General features: G+C 63.7%; 21 protein-coding genes. 8 read left to right on the top strand and 13 right to left on the bottom strand.

Annotation, left to right across the window (positions count from 1 at the left end; translation table 11 throughout):
• Positions 1-2: 2 nt before the first annotated feature.
• On the bottom strand, positions 3-479 hold the full coding sequence (locus tag NKJ58_RS15820; RefSeq protein WP_023669717.1) for an NUDIX hydrolase: 477 nt from the start codon (positions 477-479) through the stop codon (positions 3-5).
• Between the two features lie 122 nt (positions 480-601).
• On the bottom strand, positions 602-874 hold the full coding sequence (locus NKJ58_RS15815; protein WP_023669716.1) for a hypothetical protein: 273 nt from the start codon (positions 872-874) through the stop codon (positions 602-604).
• Positions 875-1121: 247 nt separating this feature from the next.
• Between NKJ58_RS15815 and NKJ58_RS15810 the strand changes: the two genes are divergently transcribed.
• Positions 1122-1712, top strand: a complete 591-nt coding sequence (locus NKJ58_RS15810; RefSeq protein ID WP_023683091.1) for an invasion associated locus B family protein — start codon at positions 1122-1124, stop codon at positions 1710-1712.
• Between the two features lie 15 nt (positions 1713-1727).
• On the opposite strand, the gene NKJ58_RS15805 is transcribed toward NKJ58_RS15810, so the two are convergent.
• From NKJ58_RS15805 to NKJ58_RS15775, 7 genes are all read right to left on the bottom strand, one after another.
• A complete protein-coding gene (locus NKJ58_RS15805; RefSeq protein WP_023683092.1) occupies positions 1728-2420 on the bottom strand; it encodes a response regulator transcription factor in 693 nt (230 codons plus the stop codon).
• On the bottom strand, positions 2417-5149 hold the full coding sequence (locus NKJ58_RS15800) for a DUF4118 domain-containing protein (protein WP_352518439.1): 2733 nt from the start codon (positions 5147-5149) through the stop codon (positions 2417-2419). Before NKJ58_RS15800 ends, NKJ58_RS15805 begins: the two co-directional genes overlap by 4 nt.
• A gap of 67 nt (positions 5150-5216) precedes the next feature.
• On the bottom strand, positions 5217-5783 hold the full coding sequence (gene kdpC, locus NKJ58_RS15795) for a potassium-transporting ATPase subunit KdpC (protein ID WP_023683093.1): 567 nt from the start codon (positions 5781-5783) through the stop codon (positions 5217-5219).
• A gap of 12 nt (positions 5784-5795) precedes the next feature.
• The gene (gene kdpB, locus NKJ58_RS15790; RefSeq protein WP_352518438.1) at positions 5796-7889 is read right to left on the bottom strand and encodes a potassium-transporting ATPase subunit KdpB; all 2094 of its coding nucleotides are present in this window, start codon (positions 7887-7889) and stop codon (positions 5796-5798) included.
• Entirely contained in the window at positions 7886-8113 is a 228-nt protein-coding gene (locus tag NKJ58_RS15785; RefSeq protein WP_352518437.1) for a hypothetical protein, read from the bottom strand. Before NKJ58_RS15785 ends, kdpB begins: the two co-directional genes overlap by 4 nt.
• Before the next feature lie 8 nt (positions 8114-8121).
• Positions 8122-9825, bottom strand: coding sequence for a potassium-transporting ATPase subunit KdpA (kdpA, locus tag NKJ58_RS15780; RefSeq protein WP_352518436.1), 1704 nt, complete (start codon positions 9823-9825; stop codon positions 8122-8124).
• Between the two features lie 18 nt (positions 9826-9843).
• On the bottom strand, positions 9844-9933 hold the full coding sequence (locus NKJ58_RS15775; protein ID WP_023669708.1) for a K(+)-transporting ATPase subunit F: 90 nt from the start codon (positions 9931-9933) through the stop codon (positions 9844-9846).
• Between the two features lie 401 nt (positions 9934-10334).
• On the opposite strand from NKJ58_RS15775, the gene NKJ58_RS15770 reads away from it, so the two are divergent.
• A complete protein-coding gene (locus NKJ58_RS15770) occupies positions 10335-12122 on the top strand; it encodes a flavin-containing monooxygenase (RefSeq protein ID WP_352518435.1) in 1788 nt (595 codons plus the stop codon).
• A gap of 208 nt (positions 12123-12330) precedes the next feature.
• Here the strand turns inward: NKJ58_RS15770 and NKJ58_RS15765 are convergent, their stop codons facing one another.
• A complete protein-coding gene (locus tag NKJ58_RS15765) occupies positions 12331-13563 on the bottom strand; it encodes an amidohydrolase/deacetylase family metallohydrolase (RefSeq protein WP_352518434.1) in 1233 nt (410 codons plus the stop codon).
• A 104-nt stretch (positions 13564-13667) separates the two neighbouring features.
• Entirely contained in the window at positions 13668-14033 is a 366-nt protein-coding gene (locus NKJ58_RS15760; protein ID WP_023683098.1) for a RidA family protein, read from the bottom strand.
• A 175-nt stretch (positions 14034-14208) separates the two neighbouring features.
• On the opposite strand from NKJ58_RS15760, the gene NKJ58_RS15755 reads away from it, so the two are divergent.
• Positions 14209-14694, top strand: a complete 486-nt coding sequence (locus tag NKJ58_RS15755; protein ID WP_352518433.1) for a hypothetical protein — start codon at positions 14209-14211, stop codon at positions 14692-14694.
• Positions 14695-14825: 131 nt separating this feature from the next.
• Here NKJ58_RS15755 and NKJ58_RS15750 read toward each other — a convergent pair whose 3' ends face one another.
• A complete protein-coding gene (locus NKJ58_RS15750) occupies positions 14826-15056 on the bottom strand; it encodes a hypothetical protein (protein ID WP_023669703.1) in 231 nt (76 codons plus the stop codon).
• Positions 15057-15202: 146 nt separating this feature from the next.
• On the opposite strand from NKJ58_RS15750, the gene NKJ58_RS15745 reads away from it, so the two are divergent.
• The 3 genes from NKJ58_RS15745 (at position 15203) to NKJ58_RS15735 (ending at position 18578) form a co-directional block, all read left to right on the top strand.
• Positions 15203-15844 (top strand): glutathione S-transferase family protein, encoded by a 642-nt coding sequence (locus tag NKJ58_RS15745; protein WP_352518432.1) that lies wholly within the window; start codon positions 15203-15205, stop codon positions 15842-15844.
• A gap of 137 nt (positions 15845-15981) precedes the next feature.
• Complete coding sequence (locus NKJ58_RS15740; protein ID WP_023691930.1) at positions 15982-17484, top strand: helicase HerA domain-containing protein; 1503 nt, start codon at positions 15982-15984, stop codon at positions 17482-17484.
• A gap of 128 nt (positions 17485-17612) precedes the next feature.
• Positions 17613-18578 (top strand): hypothetical protein, encoded by a 966-nt coding sequence (locus NKJ58_RS15735; protein WP_352518431.1) that lies wholly within the window; start codon positions 17613-17615, stop codon positions 18576-18578.
• 70 nt (positions 18579-18648) lie between these two features.
• Here the strand turns inward: NKJ58_RS15735 and NKJ58_RS15730 are convergent, their stop codons facing one another.
• On the bottom strand, positions 18649-19092 hold the full coding sequence (locus NKJ58_RS15730; RefSeq protein ID WP_023683102.1) for an SRPBCC family protein: 444 nt from the start codon (positions 19090-19092) through the stop codon (positions 18649-18651).
• 415 nt (positions 19093-19507) lie between these two features.
• Here NKJ58_RS15730 and eglC point away from each other — a divergent pair, with 415 nt between their 5' ends.
• Together eglC and NKJ58_RS15720 are read left to right on the top strand one after the other, a co-directional pair.
• Positions 19508-20932, top strand: a complete 1425-nt coding sequence (gene eglC, locus NKJ58_RS15725; RefSeq protein ID WP_023733571.1) for an endo-1,3-1,4-beta-glycanase EglC — start codon at positions 19508-19510, stop codon at positions 20930-20932.
• Positions 20933-22693 carry a type I secretion system permease/ATPase gene (locus NKJ58_RS15720; RefSeq protein ID WP_352853436.1) on the top strand — a complete coding sequence of 587 codons (1761 nt, stop codon included), beginning with the start codon at positions 20933-20935 and terminating at the stop codon, positions 22691-22693.

Here is a 22693-nt window from a genome sequence, read left to right as displayed (position 1 = left end):
GGTCAGGCCGGGTCCGGCACTGCCGGCTGAGGCGGCGCCAGGTTGGCCATCAGCGTCGAGAGATCCGGCTCATCGATGAGCAACGCCGCGTCCTGCGGCTTGAGCCATGCCCGCTGGCGGCTCTTGGCCTCCTGCCAGTTGGCCAGTTCCTCGGACACCTCCAACAGATAGACGACGACGTCGACGCGCACGAAATTGTGCTCCAGCCGTTTCCAGTAGGAATAGCTGCCGGCCGGCGCCTTGCGGGTCTTGCCGAGCACGCCGGCTTCTTCGCGCGCCTCGATGGTGGCGGCCTTGCGCCCGCTCTTGCCTTTCATGGGCCAGCCCTTGGGCACGATGAACCGCTTCGTCGCTCGCGACGTCACCAGCATCACTTCGAAATTGCCTGAAACGTCCAGGCGAAAGGGAATGGCGGCGACTTGGCGAATGCGTTCGCCTCGCCTTGCCTTGCGTACCGCCTTTTTCTTGGTCGTCGCCATGTGCTGAAAATCCGGTCGGCGGGCGCACCGCCGCACGCCGCCTGCAAACCCCTGATATGCCCGCGAGGCAATGAGGCATTTTTAGTAAATAAGTCGACTAAGTAAATCGCAAGCGACCGATATCAACGGCAAACACGCACAATCTGGTTGTTGACGATCTGAATCGGACAAGCTTGCCGGACGACGGGCACTTCGGGGCGCGGCTGCGGCACGATCCGACGGTCCTGCTCGCGATATTGCTGCTGCTGTTGCTGGAACTGCTGCCGCTGCAGGCTGTTGCGCAATTGCTGCAGCTGGTTCTGCTGGATCAGCCGGTTGGCGCTGGGATTGACGGACTGAGCCGCAGCAGATTGCATGATGCCGGCGAGCGTTGCCGCCGCCAGCATTGCCGACATCAGAACTGTCGATAGGCGAAGCGTCGACATCAGTTCATTCCCGTACAGATATAACCTCCTCTCTATATAGGGCGTTCGTCTCGATCTGCCATGGGCGGGTCTGCCATGGGCCGATCTGCCACGGGTTGGCGAAATCCCTGAGGATGCGGCCTGCCGCACTTGACAGAAAAGATCGATTGACCGCTCTATCGGGCGCGGATCTCGGCCTCAATCGCGGCTGACTCGAGGCACAATCGGGAGCATATTGATGAAAAGCAGGCAAGTATATTTCGCGGCGCTACTGGGCAGCATCTGTATTCTTGGCTCCGTGGCAGTCGCGGCGCAAACCAAGACCGACAAGGCGGCGCCTGCCGCCGCAGCGCCCGCCCCTGCTGCCGGCCCGACATTGCCTGGCGGCGCCTCGGCGCTGTCCGAGACACATGGCGACTGGACGGTCAATTGCCAGGTAACCGGCACGGCCAAGGTTTGCAGCCTGTCGCATCAGCAGTTCAACAAGCAGTCCAACCAGCGCCTGCTGGCCATCGAGCTGTCGAGCAAGAGCGGCGAGGATGCCACCGGAACGCTGGCGCTGCCGTTCGGCCTGGCACTCGCCAAAGGCGTCAGCCTGACCATCGACGACCAGAAGCTGGAAGGCAGCCTGCCGTTCAACACCTGCCAGGCCGTCGGCTGCCTGGTGCCGGTGGCGTTCGATGCCAGCGTCACGCCGCTGCTCAAGGCAGCCACCACGCTGAAGATCGACGCCTTCGCGGCCGACACCGGTCAAGCGGTGAGTTTCACCATCCCGCTCAACGGCTTCGGCGGCGCACTGGCACGGACGGCGGAATTGTCGGTCGACTGAGCAGCAAGCGCGCGGTCACTCAACCTCGCGTAGCCGGTACCCCACCCCGGTTTCGGTGGTGATGTAGCGCGGCTGGTCGGGCGACTTTTCGATCTTCTGCCGGAGCTGGCGGACATAGACCCTGAGATACTGCACGTCGGTCGAATCGCCCCACACCTGCTTCAGAAGGAAATGGTGGGTCAGCACCTTGCCGGCATGCTGCACCATAATACGCAATATGTCGTATTCCTTGGGGGAGAGCTTTATCTCCTTGCCTTCGACCTTGACGATGCGCTTGACCAGGTCGACGCTGAGATCGCCGGTGTGGAACACCGGCTTTTCGCCATGCTGCTGGAATTTGTGGCGCAGCGCGACGCGGATGCGGGCGACCAGCTCGTTCATGCCGAACGGCTTGGTGATGTAGTCGTCAGCGCCGAGTTCGAGCGCCGCGACGATGCCGGCTTCGTCGGTGCGGCTGGACAGGATGACCACGGGCACGTCGAGGCCGTCGTCGCGCCATTTGCGCAGGAGATCGAGGCCACCCATGCCGGGCAGGCCGAGGTCGAGCAGGATCAGATCCGGCTTTTGTGCATCGACGAGTTCGATCGCAGCGTTGGCGTTGGGCGCTTCGCTGACCGCATAACCCTGGCTGCCGAGGCCGACGCGCAGCAGTTTGCGGATCGGCGGCTCGTCGTCGACGACCAGTATGCTGACGTTGGAATTTGTCATGCCGGATCACCAGAGTTTTGCCCGTCCGCGTTCCGTTCGTCCAGGCCGGGCGATCGTGCCGGCTTCGGCATGCGGATGGTGAAGACCGCGCCTTGGCGATCGCTGCGGTTCGCCGCCATGATAGTGCCGCCCATCGCCTCGATGAAGCCCCGGCAGATCGACAGGCCGAGCCCGGTGCCGGCCTGGACCTGATCGCGCTTGCGCACCCGGTAAAAGCTGTCGAAGACGCGCTCCAGGTCGGCGGGCGGAATGCCCGGTCCCTCATCCATGATCTGCAGCACGACGGAGCCATTGTCGGCCCAGCCCTGCAGCCGGATTGTCGATCCCGGTGGCGCGTATTTCGCGGCATTGTCGAACAGATTGAACAGCACCTGCTCGAACAGCACCGGATCGAGCTTCAGCATCGGCAGGTCGGGCGGAATATCGATCTCGGTCTTGTGCCCGGCAGTGATCTTGCGTGCCCGCTGCAAGGCCGAGCCAACGACATCGCCGACATAGTGCAGGGCGAAATTCGGTTCCATGGCGCCCGATTCAATCTTGGTCATGTCGAGCAGATTGGCGATGAAGCGGTTCAGCCGTTCGGACTCGTCGAGCACGGTGGTCAGCAGCTCGGCCCGATCGTTCTCGGGCAGTGCCGGCGCAAATTCCCTGAGCGTGCCGGCCGCGCCCATGATGGCCGCCAGCGGGGTCTTCAGATCATGCGAGATCGACGTCAGCAGTGCCGAGCGCAAGCGGTCGGCCTCGGCCGCCAGCCTGGCGCGATCGACATCGGCGACCAGCTGGATGCGCTCGATGGCAACCGCCGCCTGGTCGGCCAGCGCGTCGAGCAGGCGCTGTTGCTCGGGCGTCAGCAGCGGGCCTTGCTTGTCATTGTCGAGGCCGACGACGCCGACGGCCGTGCGTGCGGTGCGCAAGGGGAGGTAGAGGCGTTTTGCCCCGGGCAGGGTATCGGCGCCACGGCCGGCAGCCCGGTTGTGTTCCCAAGCCCAGCGTGCAGCCGCGATGTCGGCCTCGGCCAGCGTGTCATCGGGGGGATAACCGGCCTTGACGGTGATCGTGCCTTCTTCCGGCAAAAGCAGCACCACGCGCAGCTTCAGCATCGAGGCGATCTGGAAGGCTGTGGCCCACAAAACGTCGTCGAGCGTGCCGGCGCCGGCGAGCTTCTTTGAAAAGAGGTAGATGTCCTCGGTGGCCCGGGCGCGTGAACGGGCGGCGGCTGCCTGACGCTGCACACGCGCCGTCAGATTGCTAGCGATGACGGCAACGACGAGGAAGACGGCGAAGGCAACGATGCTCTCCGGATCGCGGATCGTCATCGTGTAGCGCGGCTCGAGAAAGAAGAAGTTGAAGGCAATGGCGCTGAGGAAACAGGCGTACAGCGCCGGCCACAGGCCAAAGGTCACTGCCGATGTCAGCACCGCCAGCAGCAGCACGCTGGCAAGGTTGCGAACGTCGAGGAACTGATCGAGGACGGCGCTGACGGCAAGCGCGCCGGCGACATAGACCGTCGAGAAAAGATAAGGCCAGATTTGAAATGGCGTCTGCTCGGCCGCCGCCTTGACCCTCGACGTGGCCTCGTTGTCGCGCTCCGTTCCTGAAATGACATGGACGCTGATATCGCCGGCATTGCGGATCAGATCGTAGGTGAGCGAACCCTCGATCAGTTCGCGCCAGCGCGAGCGGGTCGGCCTGCCGACGACGATATGGGTGAAGTTGTTGGCCGTGGCGTGGCGGACGATGTCCTGGGCGACGTTCTGGCCCGGAATGGTCGTCACCTCGGCGCCGAGCTGCTCGGCCAGGCGCAAGAGCGTGGCCAGCTGGTCCTTGTCTTCCTCCGACATGGCGGCCGAACGCGGCGTGTCGACATGCAGCGCCGTCCACGGTGCGCGCAGCCGGTCGGCCAGCCGGCGCGCATAGCGGACACGAGACGCTCCGCCCGGACGCGCATCGACGCAGACGAGCACCCTTTCGCCCGCCGCCCAAGGGCCGGGAATCGCGTGCGACTGCATGTGGTTGAGCAACTGCTCGTCGACGCGCTGGGCGGTGCGGCGCAGCGCCAATTCCCGAAGCGCGGTCAGATTGCCCGGCGAGAAATAGTTTTCGACTGCGCGCTGGGCAGTGTTGGGGAAATAGACCTTTCCCTCTTTCAGCCGCTTGATCAGGTCGTCGGGCGTGAGGTCGATGATCTCGATGTCGTCGGCCTGGTCGATGATGGAGTCCGGGACCGTTTCGCGCACCCTGACGCGGGTGATCTGTGCCACGACGTCATTCAGGCTCTCGACATGCTGGATATTGAGCGTGGTGTAGACGTCGATGCCGCGCGCAAGGATTTCCTGGACGTCGAGATAGCGCTTGGGGTGGCGGCTGCCGGGTGCGTTGGTGTGGGCGAGTTCGTCGACGAGCACCAGCGCCGGCCGGCGGGCGAGGATGGCGTCGATGTCCATCTCATTCAGCACGCGGTCCTTGTAGTCGACCTTCTGGCGCGGGATGACCTCGTAGCCTTCGACCAGCGCCAGGGTTTCCTTGCGGCCGTGGGTTTCGACGATGCCGATGACCACGTCGATGCCGTCGGCAAGCATGGCGCGGCCGGCCATCAGCATTTCGTAGGTCTTGCCGACACCGGGTGCAGCACCCAGAAATATCCGCAGGCGGCCGCGCTCTTCCCGTTCCGCATGCTCGAGCAGCGCGTCCGGAGAGGGTCTGGTATAGTTGCTTCTGGCGTCCGGCATCAGGCTCGATCATGAACGGCGCCGAGGATCGTGTCGATCCCTGGCCCCTGGCTTCAGAGATTGTCTCTCACTGCTTGGTATCGTCCAGTGCCAGGTTGAGCGCCAGCACATTGACGACCGGCTCGCCGAGGAAGCCGAGTTCGAGGCCTTCGACATGGCTGTCGACAAGCGCCTTGACCTTGGCTTCGTCGAAGCCCCTGGCCTTGGCCACCCGAGCGACCTGGAAATAGGCGGCGTCCGGGCTGATGGTGGGGTCGAGGCCGCTGCCGGACGTCGTCACCAGATCCATCGGCACCGGCTGGTTCGGGTTCTCCGCCTTCAGCTTTGCAACATCGCCCTTGATGCGGTCGATCAGCTTGGGGTTGGTTGGACCGAGATTGGAGCCGCTGGACGCTGCGGCGTTGTATCCGTCGCCGGCAGCCGAGGGGCGGCCATGGAAATACTTGTCGTCGGCAAAGCCCTGGCCGATCAGTTCGGAGCCGATGACCGTGCCGTTTTTCTCGATCAAGCTGCCATTGGCCTGGTGCGGAAACAGCGCCTGGGCGATGCCGGTCATGCCCAGGGGATAGATCAGGCCGGTCAAAACGGTGAAAAAGACGATCATGATAACAGCGGGTCTTATCTGAGTGAGCATGGACGTATTTCCTTAAGCGAGGCCGAGGCCGGTGACGATCATGTCGATCGCCTTGATGCCGGCGAAGGGAACGATGATGCCGCCGAGGCCGTAGACCAGGAGGTTGCGGCTGAGCAGCGCGCCGGCGCCGATGGCGCGGTATTTGACGCCTTTCAGCGACAGCGGGATCAGAGCGATGATGATCAGCGCGTTGAAGATGATGGCCGACAGGATGGCGCTCTGCGGCGTCGCCAAGTGCATGATGTTGAGCGCTTGCAGGGGGCCGATTGTATGTCCCGGCGCAACGTAGAAGACGGCAAACATGGCCGGGATGATGGCGAAGTATTTGGCGACGTCGTTGGCGATCGAGAAGGTCGTCAGCGAACCGCGCGTCATCAGCAGCGCCTTGCCGATCTCGACGATCTCGATCAGCTTGGTCGGGTCACTATCGAGGTCGATCATGTTGCCGGCCTCGCGGGCGGCAACCGTGCCGGTGTTCATGGCGACGCCGACATCGGCCTGCGCCAAGGCCGGCGCGTCGTTGGTGCCGTCACCGCACATGGCGACCAGCTTGCCCTTGGCCTGTTCGTCGCGGATCAGCTTCAGCTTGTCCTCGGGCGTGGCCTGGGCGAGGAAATCGTCGACGCCGGCTTCGGCTGCGATCGCCGCCGCAGTCATCGGATTGTCGCCGGTGATCATCACGGTGCGGATGCCCATTTTGCGCAGTTCGGCAAAGCGCTCGCGGATGCCACCCTTGACGATGTCCTTGAGGTGGACGACGCCGAGCAGGCGGCCGTCACGCTCGACGGCCAGCGGCGTGCCGCCGGCCTTGGCGATCTCGTCGGCGATCGCCTGGAGATCCTTGACGGTGTCGCTGCCGGGGCGCGCGCCATGGGTGGCCGATGTCGACTGGCTGACATAGGCGAGAACCGAATCGACGGCGCCCTTGCGCACCGACGAGCCGTCGATGTCGACGCCGCTCATCCGGGTCTGCGCGGTGAAGGGCACGAAACTGGCGTGCAATGTCGCCATGTCGCGGGCGCGGATGGCGTATTTTTCCTTGGCCAGCACGACGATCGAGCGTCCCTCGGGCGTCTCGTCGGCGAGCGAGGCAAGCTGTGCCGCATCGGCCAGTTCCTGCTCGGTCACACCCTTGACCGGCCGAAATTCGGTGGCCTGGCGGTTGCCGAGCGTGATGGTGCCGGTCTTGTCGAGCAAAAGCGTATCGACGTCGCCCGCCGCTTCCACGGCGCGGCCGGACATGGCCAGCACGTTGAAGCGCACCAGGCGGTCCATGCCGGCAATGCCGATGGCCGACAGCAGGGCGCCGATGGTGGTCGGGATCAAGGTGACGAACAGCGCGACCAGCACTGTCACCGGGATATAGCCGCCGGAATAGGAGGCAAAGCTCGGGATCGTGGCGGTGGCCAGCACGAAGATCAGCGTCATGCCGACGAGCAGGATGTTGAGCGCGATCTCGTTGGGCGTCTTCTGGCGCGAGGCACCCTCGACCAGCGAGATCATGCGGTCGAGGAAGGTGTGGCCGGAGGCGGCTGATATGCGCACGCGAATCCAGTCGGACAAAACCTGCGTGCCGCCGGTGACCGCCGAACGGTCGCCGCCGGATTCGCGAATGACGGGTGCGGACTCGCCGGTGATTGCCGCCTCGTTGACCGAGGCCACGCCTTCGATCACTTCACCGTCGGACGGGATGATGTCGCCGGCTTCGACCAGCACGATGTCGCCAACCTTCAGGCTGGTGCCGGGCACCAGCTTGAACCTGGAGCGGTCTTCGCCGGCAAGCAGCTTGGCCTGGGTTTCGGTGCGCGCCTTGCGCAGCGAATCGGCCTGCGCCTTGCCGCGGCCTTCGGCGACGGCCTCGGCGAAGTTGGCGAACAGCACGGTGAACCACAGCCAGATGATGATCTGCAGCGTAAAGCCGAAATCGCCGCCGCCGGTGACGAGATCCTTGACGAACAGGACCGTGGTAAGAAGCGAGACGATGCCGACGACGAACATCACCGGGTTCCTGACCAGCGTGCGGGGGTCGAGTTTCCTGAAGGCGCCGCCGATGGCCGGCCACAGGATGCGGGCATCCATGATGACCGCGGATTTGGACTGGCTCATTTGATGGCTCCAGAATCTGAACTGTTGGCCGGCACCGACCGACCGGATGCCGAAAAGAGGGGCGGCGGACCATAGGCCAGCAGCCAGATCACGATCATGACCGCCGCAATGCCGAGGAAGGTGGACACGCCGGGGAAGGGAGGGGGCGTTTCCTCCCCCGCATTGCCGGCTCGTGGGCCGGCTCGCGGCCGGGCCTTCATGCGTTTTGGGTAGAACCAGGACATGACAAGCCTCAGAATGTCTGGCCGTTGATGGCAGCCAGGTGCTCGACGATCGGTCCGATCGCCAGTGCCGGGAAGAAGGTCAGGCCGACGACGATCAGGATGACGCCGACGAGCAGGCCGACGAACAGCGGGCCGTCGGTCGGGAAGGTGCCGGCGGAAGCCGGAACCGTCTTCTTCGTCGCTAGCGAGCCGGCAATGGCAAGCGCTGGAATGATGACGAAGAAGCGACCCACCCACATGGAGATGCCGAGCGTGATGTTGTACCAGGGCGTGTTGCCGGAAAGGCCGCCAAAGGCCGAGCCGTTGTTGGCCGCCGCCGAAGTGTAGGCATAAAGAACCTCGGAGAAGCCATGCGGACCGCCATTGGCCATCGAGGCGACGGCGCTTGGCAGCACGACCGCTATTGCCGTGAAGACCAGCATGACCAACGGCAGAGCGAGGATGGCGAGCATTGCCATCTTGACCTCCTTGGCCTCGATCTTCTTGCCGAGATATTCGGGCGTGCGGCCAACCATCAGGCCGGCGACGAACACGGTGATGACGATGAACATGACGATGCCGTAGAAGCCGGCGCCGACGCCGCCGACGATGACTTCGCCGAGTTGCATGTTGAGCATCGGGATCAGGCCGCCAAGTGCTGTGAACGAGTCATGCATGGCGTTCACCGCACCGCAGCTCGCAGCCGTGGTGATGACGGCGAATAGTGCCGAAGCGGCAATGCCGAAGCGGCTCTCCTTGCCTTCCATGTTGCCGCCATCGATGCCCAGCGCATGCACCAGCGGATTGCCCGCGGCTTCCGCCCAGTAGCAGACAACGACGCCGGCGATGAACAGCACACCCATCGTGGCCAGGATCGCCCAGCCCTGGCGCTGGTTGCCGACCATGCGGCCGAAGACGTTGGTGAGTGCAGCACCCAGCGCGAAGATCGTCACCATCTGGATCATGTTGGAGATGGCGTCGGGGTTTTCGAAAGGATGCGCGGCATTGGCGTTGAAGAAGCCGCCGCCATTGGTGCCGAGCATCTTGATGGCAACCTGCGAGGCGACGGGCCCAAGGGCGAGCGTCTGCTTGGCGCCTTCGAGCGTGGTGGCATCGACATACGGCCCCAGCGTCTGCGGCATGCCGAGCCAGACATAGACCAGGGTGAGCATGATGCTGAGCGGCAGCAGGATGTAGAGCGTGCAGCGGGTCATATCGACCCAGAAATTGCCGATCGATTTTGCCGAGGCGCGGGCGAAGCCGCGGATCAGCGCCACCGCGATGGCAATGCCGACGGCGGCCGACATGAAGTTCTGCACGGTGAGGCCGGCCATTTGCACGAGATAGGACATCGTGCTTTCGCCGCCGTAATTCTGCCAGTTGGTGTTGGTGACGAAGCTGACGGCAGTGTTGAAGGCGAGATTGGGTTCGACCGATGCCATCCCGGCCGGATTGTAAGGCAGGACGCCCTGCAGGCGTTGCAGAAAGTACAGCACCAGGAAGCTGGCAAGGCTGAAGAAGATGATTCCTGCCGCGTAGGTCGTCCAGTGCTGCTCCTCGCGCTCGCTGGTTCCCGAAATGCGGTAGAGGCCGCGCTCAACAGGCCCGAGTATTGGCGACAGCAATGTGCGGTCGCCGTTGAAGACGCGGTACATGTAGCCGCCGAGCGGCTTCACCAGCAAAACGACGATCCCGCAATAAACCAGGATCTGTATCCATCCGTTGAGTGTCATGGCTTTCCGTGCCTTGCTTCAGAAGCGTTCTGGGCGAACGAGGGCGTATGTCAGGTAGACGAGCAGGAACAAGGTCACGCCGCCACCGAGGATGTAATCGACAAGCATGGTGCGATCCTTCCGCTTAAAGAGCGTCGCAAGCTTTGATGTAGGCGAGGGAAAGACCGAAGAACAAAACCTCGATTCCGATGACGACGATGTCCATTTGTGTTGGTCCTTGCTTCTGCTTGTATTTGGCCCCAGCGACTGGCGAGCCAGAAATCCATGAGAACTACCCGCCGTAGCTTCGAGGGCTACGGCGTCCGGAGCGTTTTGCTCGAAGAGGAATATGGACCCGATCGCCATAAAGGTTCGAGACGGGCCGCGGAGGAAAGATATAAAATTCCTATAAAGATTTCCGGGAGATGGCTCCGTTCCGGGCCGCTAGAAACCGACGGTATGATATCGCGACCCCTCTTGCGGCGGCTCCGTCTTTCGAAACAATGGGACGCAAAATGAGGGAAAAACAGATGCTCGACATGGCACCATCGAAACAGGCGGCGACATGGCTTTCCGCGCTTGCACGGGCGCTGGAAGCTGATGACGCCGAGGCGGCCGCCAACCTGTTCGTCGAGGATTGCTACTGGCGCGATCTGCTGGCTTTCACCTGGAACATCACCACGATGGAAGGCCGCGATGAGATCCGCGACATGCTGCAAGCGAGGCTCGCCGAAGCGAAGCCCTCACACTGGACGCTGTCCGGCGAGGCGACCTCGGATGAAGGCACGGTCGAGGCCTGGTTCACCTTCGAGACGTCTGTCGCGCGGGGCGAAGGGATTGTACGCCTCATGGATGGCCGCTGCCGGACCTTGTTCACGGCGGTGCGGGAGCTCAAAGGGTTCGAGGAGCAAAAGGGACCGGCGCGGCCGCTCGGCATCCGCCACAAGGCCGACCCTGCACGCGAGACATGGGCGGAGGCGCGGGCGCGCGAGACGCGCGACCTCGGCGCCACCGAGCAGCCCTATTGCCTGGTGATCGGCGGCGGGCAGGGCGGCATCATGCTCGGCGCGCGGCTGAGGCAGCTCGGTGTGCCCACCATCATCATCGAGAAAAATGCGCTCCCCGGCGATTCCTGGCGCAACCGTTATCGCTCGCTCGTGCTCCACGATCCGGTCTGGTACGACCATCTGCCCTACATTCCGTTCCCGGAGAACTGGCCGGTGTTCACGCCCAAGGACAAGATGGGCGACTGGCTGGAGATGTATGTCAGGGTGATGGAGCTCAACTACTGGGTCGCCACCAAATGCCTCAGCGCCAGCTATGACGAGGCCGAGAAGGTGTGGACTGTGGTGGTCGACCGCGTCGGCCGGCAGATCACGCTGAAGCCGAAGCACATTGTCTTTGCCACCGGCGCCTATGGCCCGCCACGCCAGATCGCGCTGCCCGGCGCCGAGACCTTCAAGGGCGAACTCCTGCATTCCAGCCAGTATGCCAGCGGCGAGAAATTCCGCGGCAGACGTGTCGCTGTCATCGGCGCGGCAAGCTCGGGGCACGATGTCAGCGTCGACCTCTGGGAGAGCGGCGCAGACGTCACCATGATCCAGCGGTCGCCGACGACAGTGGTGAAATCCGACACTCTGATGGAAGTCGGCTTCGAGATCTTCTCGGAAAAGGCTTTGGCGCGCGGCATCAGCACCGACAAGGCCGACCTGATCGTCGCGTCCACGCCGTTCGCGCTTGTACCCAAGGGCCAGCGGGATCTTTACGAGGTGATCAAGGCACGCGACGCAGACTTCTACGACCAGCTACGCGCCGCCGGCTTCGCCATCGATTTCGGTGAGGACGAGACCGGGCTGTTGATGAAGGCCTACCGCACCGGCTCCGGCTACTACATCGATGTCGGCGCCTGCGAACTGATCATCAATGGCGAGATCAAAGTGAAGAGCGGCGTCGGCATCAGTTCATTGACGCCGACCGGCATCCTGTTCGACGACCGCAGCGAGCTGGCCGTCGATGCGATCGTCGCCTGTACCGGCTACCAGTCGATGAACGAGACCGTGGCGGCCATCGTCTCGCGCGAGGTCGCCGACAAGGTCGGGCCATGCTGGGGCCTCGGCTCCGGCGTCAAGGGCGATCCCGGTCCTTGGCAAGGCGAGCTGCGCAACATGTGGAAGCCGACGGCGCAGGACGCCCTGTGGTTCCACGGCGGCAATCTGGCGCTGTCGCGGTTTTACTCGAAATATGTGGCGCTGCAGATCAAGGCGCGGATGGAGGGGATCGCGACGCCGGTGTTTGGGGCGGTGAGTAATTCGGGGTAAGGTTCGACCCCCACTCCGTCGAGCTTCGCTCGACACCTCTCCCCCGATCGACGGGGGAGAGGAATGGCGCGAAGCGATTCCAGCTGGCGCCTTTCCTCTCCCTCCGGAGGGGGGAGAGGTGGCTCGGCGAAGCCGAGACGGAGTGGGGGAAGGCGGTCCTCAAACGCGCCGCCGAAAGACAGACCATCTCCCATGAAGGGGAGACCAGCTAATCGTGCCTACGCCCGAAATGCCGTGCCGCGACCTCGACATGCGTATGGTGCGTGTGGGCCTCGAAGCGCTCGGTCTCGTTGTGGTCGGCGGCTTCGTTCGGCCACCAGACACCACCCACGACGATGCCGTCCGATGTGAGCCGCTGATCCGCGATCAGCGCCGCACCGACCGCATCGACGAAGGTAAAGCGCCCGGGGCGCAGTCTCAGCACCGCGACATCGCCGACACCGCCAACTTTCAGCGTCCCAAGCTCCGGCCTGGCGATCGCCTCGGCCGGCCTTTGCGTGGCGGCGCGCAGCACCTCGACCAGCGGCATGCCCAGCGCCATCAGCTTCGACATGCAGACCAGTATGTCGAAGGCCGGACCGTCGACGCAATAGAGATGCACGTCGCTGGAGATGACGTCGGGCGCGAGGCCCTCGGCCAGCATCGCTTTCGCCACGGCGAAGTCGAACGAGCCCATGCCGTGGCCAATGTCGAAGATGACGCCGCGTTCGCGGGCCAGCCGCATGTCCGGCCGCACCGCGCCGGAGGCGAACACCGGCGCGTTGGGGAACGGGCGAAAACAGTGGGTGAGGATGTCGCCGCGGCGCAGCCGCGGCAGCACTTCGGAGCGGCCGGGCGGCGGCTCGTCTATATGCGCCATCAGCGGCAGGCCGGCCTGGTCGGCGGCTTCCAGCGCGAGATCGACCGGCGCGATGCCGCTGGCGCCGCCGGCATGCTTGCCGGAGCGCACTTTTACGCCGACGACGACATCGGCGTGCTCGCGCACCGCGGCCACCGTCTCGCGTGGCTCGCAGAGCCTGAGATCGCTGCATTCGCCGACAGAGACGCTTTGCGAGAAGCCGAATATGCCGGCAAAGGAGATGTTGACATAGGCCAGGATGCGCACCTTCGAGCGCTCGATGACATGGCGGCGAAAGCCCAGAAAATTGCCGGCGCCGGCGCTGCCGGCATCGATGAAGGTCGTGGTGCCGCTCTTGGCCGCCAGCCGGTCGGCGTCGACGCCCAGCGAGGTGCCGCCCCAGTAGACATGGCTATGCAAATCGATGAGGCCGGGCGTGACGATGCAATCACGAGCGTCGACTATCTTGGTGGCGTGCTCGGCATCGATCGCCGCCTCGATGGCCACGATGCGTCCGCCCGCAACGGCGACATCGCGCGGCGCGTCCAGGCCCGAGGCCGGATCGATCAGACGGCCGCCCTTGATCAGGAGATCGAACTGCATCGGCGCCTGCCTCTCTTCGTTTTGGGGCATGATCTCTGGACAAAACGGTTTCCATTTGTCCGAGAAAACCCCGTCTCCACTTTTCGGGATCATGCCCCGGCTGGTCAAACCGGCCGGTAGGCGACGGCTTCGACCTCGATCTTGATGTCGATCATCAGCCGCGATTCGACCGTGGTGCGGGCCGGCGGATTCTTCGGGAAGTGCTTGGCGTAGACGGCATTGAAGGCGCCGAAGTCGCGCGCGTCCTCGAGCCAGACCGTGGTCTTGACGACATCGTCCATGGTGCAACCGGCCAGCGCGAGTGCCGCCTTCACATTCTGCAGCACCTGCTCGGTCTGCTCGGTGATGCCGCCCTTGACCACGATGCGGTCGCCGTCGACCGGCACCTGACCTGAGATGTAGACGAAATCCCCGGCGCGCACGGCCGGCGACAGCGGCACGTGGGATGTTCCAAAACACTCTTTGGGCAAGGGAAACTCCTGTTCAGAATGGCGGGCCGCGCCCCGTTTTCGCCGACCGCTCTACGCCTGTCCCGGTGATCCTCATAGGGGGCTTTTTGGAAAGCAACATTTTTCCAAACGCATGTTGCTTTATCGCAGGCTCGCCAGCATCTTGCGCGTCGCATTTTCCCGACAGGAGATTTCAATGACCTTCGACAAGAACCCGTTTCCAGAGGGCGATGCCGATCGTCACGCGCTCTGGGAAATGCTGGTGCGGCGCGACATCGACGCCTTTATCGGTCAGGACTGGTCGATGGTCGAGGATGATTTCCTCGCCGACAGCTTCTTCGGCATGCATGCGCATTTCCTCAGCGATGCCGACGCCTGGCGTCTGCAATTCCCGAGCCTTGCCGTCTATCGCGACGAATGGCTGCGCCAGGCCAAGGAGACGGCGGCGGCCAGATTCGCCGAGCCGCTGCGCGAGGCGCTGTTTCGCGTCACCAACATGCGCGACATCGACGTCGATGGCGACCGCGCCGTGCTGCACAAGAAGTTCAACGGCTCGGTGGCCAAGGCCGATGGCAGCATCGACAAGCTGAAATGGCAGACGCTGTATTTTTGCAGGAAGGTGGCGGGCCACTGGAAGATCGGCGGCTTCGTCGGCTACATGCCACATCCCTTGGGGATCTGAGTCTTGCCGCTTATGCTACTGCCGGCCTTCGCGCACGAAGACGTCCGCTTCCGGGCTGCAGCTGTAAAAGCTCGCCAACCGAACCCACTCGAGCTCAAGCGAGTTAAACGGGACAGGTTCGTCCAACAGGGCTAGCGGGAGCGGTGGTCGAACACAACCGCCATGGTCTTACCAATTGCCGCCATGACGACGAGTTCGACGAGATCGTCGTCGCTGTCGACACAGGTTGGATCCATACGGCGGATGGCGTCGAGCGCCGCCCTAGTCGAGACGGTATCGCCGGCACGGAATCTGGAAAGCGCAGAGGAAACAAGGTTCTGGGTTGTCACGTCGATGACAGGTACGCTCGGCACTACGTTCATGGCTTCCTCCTGCCAAGAACCCTCTCCCGAAGGAAATAATACGCCGAACGACGGCGTGTGCCAGCGGAATCGTGGTCCGACCAGATTGCCGGGAGGGCACGTTTGCGTGTTTGATAGGGTCGAGCCCACAGCGTCCAGGACCGGATATGAAACTGTACTTCAGCCGCAATCCCAATCCGCGCCTTGCGGTAGCAACGGCACGTCATCTGCAGGCCAAGGTCGAGTGTGAGTTCGCGGCACCCATGGCGCCCGGGCAGGCTGAGCGGTTTCGTCAGCTCAATCCCAATCTTACCCTGCCGATATTGGCATGGACGGGCGGCAGCCTGTGGGAAGCCGACGCCATAGCCTGCCTTCTGTCGCGCGAAGCGGGTTCGGATTTCTGGCGCGGCGGCGGCGACCAACCCGACATGATCCGCTGGCTGAGCTGGGGCAAGGAAAATTTCGTGCGGGCCTGCGACACCGTGCATTTCGAGCGCGGAACCAAGCAGCGCTACGGGATTGGGCCTGTCGACCAGGGCAAGGTCGAGGAGGGGCTGGCGGAGTTCCGCATCGCGGCAGCGATTCTCGAGGCGGAGCTCGCCAAGCGGCCATGGCTTGTGGGCAAGTCGCTTTCCTATGCCGATTTCCGCATGGCGACGTTTTTGCCGTTCAACGATGCAGCCGGCCTGCCGCTGGCGGACTATCCCTCTGTTCTGGGTTGGTATCGCCGGCTCGAAGCCATCGATGCCTGGCGCGGACCCTTCGACGGGCTGGAAGCGCCGCTTCTGCCGCCGGTCAACTCCGCTTGATGTGCCTTCCCTTTGGGCAGATGGGCTGATGTGTGGCGCTTTGGCAGCATAGGTGTGGAACAGCGGGCGAGTTGCCATGGCGCGCTCGACGGCTCGCGGCCGGGTTGATAAGCCCTGTCCGCAAGGAGAGTCGTGCCATGACCGTAGCCATCGAGATGGGACAGACGACGGCGGGTGCGCCGGCGGCGCTCGACCTTGAGGAGCTGCTGGCGACCCGGCTTCTGGTGCAAGGCAATTCCGGCTCCGGCAAATCGCACCTTTTGCGCCGGCTCCTGGAGCAGAGCGCGCCCTGGGTGCAGCAGACCATCATCGACCCGGAAGGCGATTTCGTCTCGCTGGGCGACCATTACGGCCATCTGGTCATCGATGCCGAGGAGCATACGGAGCGTGGCCTGCAAGCAGCCGGCGAGCGGGCGCGCATCCACCGCGTCTCCACGGTGCTCAATCTCGAAGGGCTCGATGCCGAGAACCAGATGCGGCGCGCCGCTGCCTTTCTCGGCGGGTTGTTCGAGGTTGCCCGCGAGCATTGGTATCCGATGCTGGTGGTGGTCGACGAAGCGCAGCTGTTCGCGCCCGCCGTGGCCGGCGAAGTGTCCGACGAGGCGCGAAAGCTCTCGCTCGGCGCCATGACCAATCTGATGTGCCGCGGCCGCAAGCGCGGCCTTGCCGGCATCATCGCCACGCAGCGGCTGGCAAAGCTCGCCAAGAATGTCGCGGCGGAGGCGTCCAATTTCCTCATGGGCCGTACCTTCCTCGATATCGACATGGCGCGCGCCGCCGACCTTCTGGGCATGGAACGGCGTCAGGCCGAGGCGTTTCGAGACCTGGAGCGCGGGCACTTCATGGCGTTGGGCCCAGCGCTGTCGCGCCGTCCGCTGGGCGTGCGCATCGGCCAGACCGAGACCAGCCCGCGCAACGGTACGCCGCGGCTGATGGCAATGCCGGAAACAGCGCTTGAAGACGCGCGCGCCATCATCCTGGCGGCGCCGCCGCCCGAGACGATGCGCGCGCCGCGCCGGATGGCGTCGCCGGAGCTGCTCGACCAGCTGATGGCGGCCAAATCGGCGGCGATGGAGATCCGCCCGGAACCTGCGGAACCGGCGGTAAGCGCCGAGGATATGGCCGAGCGGCGAGAGCGGGTGGACCGTGTCCTGCGCGCCATCCTGGCGCAGCCCGATGCGGGTTTCCGCGTCATCGGCGTGCTTTATCAGGAGTTCGTCGTCCGCTGCCGCATCGAAGGCCTCGCTTCGGTGGTGCCGGACCTCTCAGAATTCCGTCGCATGCTGACGCGTGCCCGCGCCGGGCTCGGCGCCGACATGGCAGGCGATGACGCCTGGCAGGACGTTTCCGTGCGCGCCTCGCTGCTGCCCGAGGACATGCAGGGCGTGTTCATGATGATCGCCCGCGCCGCCAAGGAGGGCTGGCCGTGCCCGAGCGACGCGGCGATCGCGCGCGCCTACGGCTCGCATTCGCTGCGGCGCGCCCGGCGGCTGCTCACCTATATCGAGGAGCAGGGCCTCATCGTCTGCCAGCTCGACGGCACCGGCCGCCGCACGGTGACGCTGGTCGAGCTCGCCTGGGCGACGGCGCCGGGCGACCCCAATGCCGCGGAGGCGGAACAGGGCAGCCTGGCGCTGTGAAAGGCGAACAGGCAGCTACCTGACTTGCTTGCGCGGTTCTGAACAAGATGTGTTTCGCCGATCGGCGCGCGACGATTTATGATGGGTTTCCGAGAATCGCAGAACGGTTCGGGCGGGAGGGTTGTCCGGTGCGGTTGAAATCTCTGGCTGTCTTTGTCTTTGGCCTCCTCGCCATCGCCGGCATCGCCTTGACGATGTCTGCCCGGTCTTTTGCCGCGTCCTCCGATATACCGGCCTGGCTGCAGGCCCATGTCGGCAATGACGACGGCGAGATTTCGCAAGTGGTGCTGGAGCGGGCGCGCGCGCTTTACCTAAAAAAGGTCGCGCAAGGCGCGGTCCACAATGGCTGCTATTTCGCCATGGATGCGACGCGCCCCGGCGATCTCGGCAATGGCGTGCTAGGGCGGCGCTACTACGTCATTTGCGAGGCCAAGCAGTCGTTCAGGGCGATCTCGTCGGGCCATGGCGGCGGCCGCAATTTGAAAGGCGTGGTCGATTTCTCCAACGGGAAGCGCTGCGCGAGAAACTTCGGCAATGCCCTGGACTCGTCCTTGACGACCGGTGGCGCCTATATGACCGGCGAGGCAAAGACCTCATTCAAGGGTTTTTACCGCATCGGCGCAAAAAAAGACCAGGCGCTGCTGCGCACCTTCATCCAGTTCGACGGCGAGGGCGAGACGGCGAATGCCAGGCAGCGGGTGATCGGCGGCCACGCGGCGCGGCTGTTGCGCGGCATGTGCGTGCGCAAGAACCCGAACAGCTCCTATGCCGACCATGACGGCTTCGTGCCATACGGCAAGCTGGTGGATTATGCCGGCGGCCGCAGCAATGGCTGCACCAGCTGGTCGCCGTCCGACGCCGACCAGATCATTTCGATGGTGAAGGGCAATCCGACGACGCTCTATATCTACCCGGAATCGCGCGACATCGCCGCCGTTGGTAAATCGGGCGCCTATTGGAATGCGTCCTGCCTGAAGGAGATCGGCAAGCCGAAATTCTGGCCGCGAAAGAGCCTTGAGCCGATCATCGCGCAATACGCCAAGGACAACCCGCCACCGCCGCCGCAACCGTTGCCGGTCTGCACCGGGCCGTGAGGGATGAGTCCTCGGCTCGGCATTGTCGGCGGCGCGGACTGGCTGGGCGGCGCCGCCGATCCGATGGGCTCTACTGATTGATCTCGGGTTCGACGAGCTTTGCCAGATTGCGCAGCGACTCCTGCCAGCCGAGATAGCAGGCTTCAGCCGGAATAACGTCCGGAATGCCGGCCTGGGTGATGTCGAGTTCGGTGCCGACCGACACTTTCTTCAGGAGCACGGTCACTTCGATCTGGCCGGGCAAATTGGGGTCGTCGAACCTGTCGGTGTAGCGCAGGCGCTCGCCGGGAACGAGTTCGAGATATTCGCCGCCGAAGGAATGGCTGCCGCCCGTCGTGAAGTTTCGGAACGACATCTTGAAGGCGCCACCGACTTTCGCGTCGAAGCTGTGTACCGTGCAAGTGAAGCCGTTCGGCGGAAGCCATTTCGCCAGCGCGTCGGCTTCTGTGAATGCGCGGTAGACCTTCTCCGGGCTGGTCGTCAGAACGCGGTGCAAACGTACGGTGCTTGGCATCTCTTCGGTATCCTTTGTGGTTTCGTTGTCCGATGCCCCAAGGACGGGTGAACCTCACCCGGTCCGACATAGCCTGTCAAATTTTCTTGAGCCCTTTGCCCGCGGCCATCCGCCCGCGACTTCGACCGCCGCCTCAGGCAGGCGGTCGTGTCGCGTCAAATTGCATGCATCATTGACAGGTTGCCTAACTTTTCGGCGCGGATCTCACAATTTATTAAAATTGTAAGTCTCTCCTACAAAGTTGTATTAGGATCAGCTTAACGCCTTCGGCATTATCTATTAAATGATGGGCGACGATCTCCTTGGTGTACTATAGAATGATTCCCTGGAACGACGGATCAATTTAAGAGTTGATCCGAAATGGTCGCTCGAAGGTTGTCGAACGACCAAGGCAGCACGCGCAAGGAGTGTCGGAATGACCACAGTCCTCAACGCCAAAGGCATTCCACTTCCGTATACCGGCGCTTCCACCCATTGGTTCTCGGCGACTGGAGGCGCGCCTTACCGCTACGGCACCTCGGGCAACGATTCCTTCTGGGGCGACACCAACGTCAAGGTCACCATGTATGGCGGCGCGGGCGACGACTATTACCATCTCTATTCGACGATCAACAAAGCGGTCGAGAACTACGGCGCGGGCGTCGACACGATCGATACCTGGATGAGCTACAAGCTGCCCGCGAATTTCGAGAACCTCGTCGTCACCGGCGACGGCCACTATGCCTTCGGCAATGGTCAGGACAACATCATAACGGGCGGCGCTGGCAGCCAGACGCTGGACGGCGGCAAGGGCAATGACGTGCTGATCGGCGGCGCCGGCGCCGACACCTTCATCATCACCAAGGGCAATGGCAGCGACCTTATCTCCGATTTCGGCGCGACCGACACGGTGCGCCTCAACGGCTATGCCTTCACCTCGTTCGAGGCCGTCCACGCCAATATGGTCCAGGTGGGATCGAACGTGCAGCTGAACCTCGGCTCGAGCGAGGTGCTGGTGTTCCACAACACCACGATCGACAAGTTTCAGCCCGGCCAGTTCGAGCTGCCGATCGACAAGACCGGCATGACGCTGTCTTTCAACGACGATTTCAACACGCTGAGCCTGTGGAACGGCCAGAGCGGCATCTGGGATTCCAATTTCTGGTGGGGGGCGCAGAACGGCAGCTCGCAGCCCCAGAACGGCGAGCTGCAATGGTATATCGACGCCAATTATGCGCCGACCAGCTCGGTCCATCCGTTCAGCGTCGCAAGCGGCGTGCTCACCATAACCGCGGCGCATACGCCCGACGACATCAAGCCGCTGATCAACAATTACGAATACACTTCCGGCATACTGACGACGCACGACACCTTCTCGCAGACCTATGGCTATTTCGAAATGCGGGCCGATCTCCCGGAAAACGCCGGCGCGTGGCCGGCCTTCTGGCTTCTGCCCGAAGACGGTTCATGGCCACCGGAACTCGACGTGATCGAAATGTATGGGCAGAACCCGAATGCGCTTCTCATGACCGCGCACACAAATGAGACGGGAACCCACACCACGGTCGGGTCGACGGTGAATGTCTCCAACACCGACGGCTATCACACCTATGGCCTGTTGTGGACGCCGGACAAGCTGGTCTGGACCTATGATGGCGTCCAGGTCGCGGAAGCGGCGACGCCGTCCGATATGAACAAGCCCATGTATATGCTGGTCGACCTTGCGGTCGGCGGTCAAGCCGGCGCGCCGCCCGACCATCTGGCGACGCCCGCGCAAATGAAGATCGACTATATCCACGCCTATACGCTGAACGATTTGCAGCAGAGCCATCTGAGCACGACAGCCGAGCACGCCGTCTAGATGTCACGGGACCGCGCGCCACTCAGGGATGCGGCCATCGGCCTGCGCCCGGTTTTCCTGCGCGGCATCGCCGATATCGGCATCTTTTCGTTGCTGATCAACATCCTTCTCCTGGTGATCCCGCTCTATTTGCTGCAGGTCTATGACCGGGTGTTGCCGTCCTCCAGCGTCGAGACTCTGCTTTATCTCTCCGTCATGGCGGTGGTCGCGCTCGCCTTCCTCGGCCTGCTGGACGCGGTCCGCGCCATCTACGCGCAGCGTGTTGCGGCCACCGTCGACCAGAAACTGGGCGCGCGGACGTTCGCCGCCTCGCTTGGCGCCAGACATGCCGGCAGCGGGCTGTCGCCGCTGAACGACCTTGCCACTGCTTGCGCCTTCATCAGGTCGCGCGGCGTGGCGGTGTTGTTCGACCTGCCGTTTGCGCCCGTCTTCCTGGCCTTGCTCTATTTCATCCATCCCGTCCTGTTCTGGCTGACGCTCGCCGGCGCCGTGCTGCTGTTTCTCTTGGTCGTGGCCAACCAGCTTGCCATCGGCAGGAACGATGCCATGTCGGCGGAACGCTCGGCGGTGGCCAGCCAGGCGGAACAGGCCTTCGCCCGCAACACCGACACGCTGCGCGCCATGGGCATGGTGCAAAATGCCGCCGCGGTCTGGGGACAACACGTTGCTGAGGTGCTGACCCTGCATGACCGTTCCGGAAGCGCCAATGCGATCTTCAGCGCGACGTCGCGGGCGCTGCGCATGATGCTGCAACTGGCGATCCTCGGCGCCGGCGCGTGGCTGGTGCTACAAGGGCAGATGACCGCCGGCATGATCTTCGCTTCGTCGCTGGTGTCGTCGCGCGCGCTGCAGCCGCTCGACCAGCTGATCGGATCCTGGCGGCAGATCGTCGACGCCAAGCGATGCTGGAAGCGGCTGGACACCGCCCTTGCGGCGCAACCAGCGCAGGGGCGCAAGCTCGCACTGCCCGATCCATTGGGCGCGATTTCGGTGCAGGATCTGTTCTTCATCGCGCCGACTGCGGCTTTCGGCACGGAGCCCATCCTCAAGCGGTTGAATTTTGCCATCGGCGCCGGCGAAGCGGTGGCGATCGTCGGCCCGAGCGGGGCCGGCAAATCGACGCTGGCGAAATTGCTTGTGGGCGCGCTGCAGCCGACCGGCGGCGCGGTCAGGGTCGACGGCGCCGACCTGAGGAGCTGGGACGAAACCCAGCTTGGCAGGCATATCGGCTATCTCGCGCAGGAGGTGGAGCTTTTCCCGGGATCGATCGCGCAAAATGTCGCCCGCTTCGAACCCGACGCCGATGACGCCGCGATCGTCGAAGCGGCCAGGCGCGCCGAGGCGCATGAGCTGATTCTCACGCTGCGCGACGGCTATCAGACCATGATAGGCCCGTCGCATACCGTGCTGTCGGGCGGCGAGCGCCAGCGGATAGGGCTGGCGCGCGCCTTCTACGGCAAGCCACGCATGCTGGTGCTGGACGAGCCCAACGCCCATCTCGACGGCAGTGGGGAGGCGGCGCTCGAAGGGATGCTTTCGGCCGCGCGAAGTGTAAGCGTCACGACAGTCGTCATCACGCATCGCCCTTCGATCGCCGCGGCCTGCGACCGCGTCATGGTCCTGCGCAACGGCATGGTCGAAGCTTTCGGCCCTGCGAGCGAGGTGCTGAGGCAACCGGCGGCCGGCAAGGCCGGGAGCGCGGTGGTGACAGGCTCGTTCGTGCCGACCGTGCGCCCGCACAGCGTCCGCTTCGGGTCATAG

The sequence above is a fragment of the Mesorhizobium sp. M0139 genome (assembly GCF_040322455.1).
Classification (GTDB): domain Bacteria; phylum Pseudomonadota; class Alphaproteobacteria; order Rhizobiales; family Rhizobiaceae; genus Mesorhizobium.
This window is presented reverse-complemented; position numbering and strand designations above follow the sequence as displayed.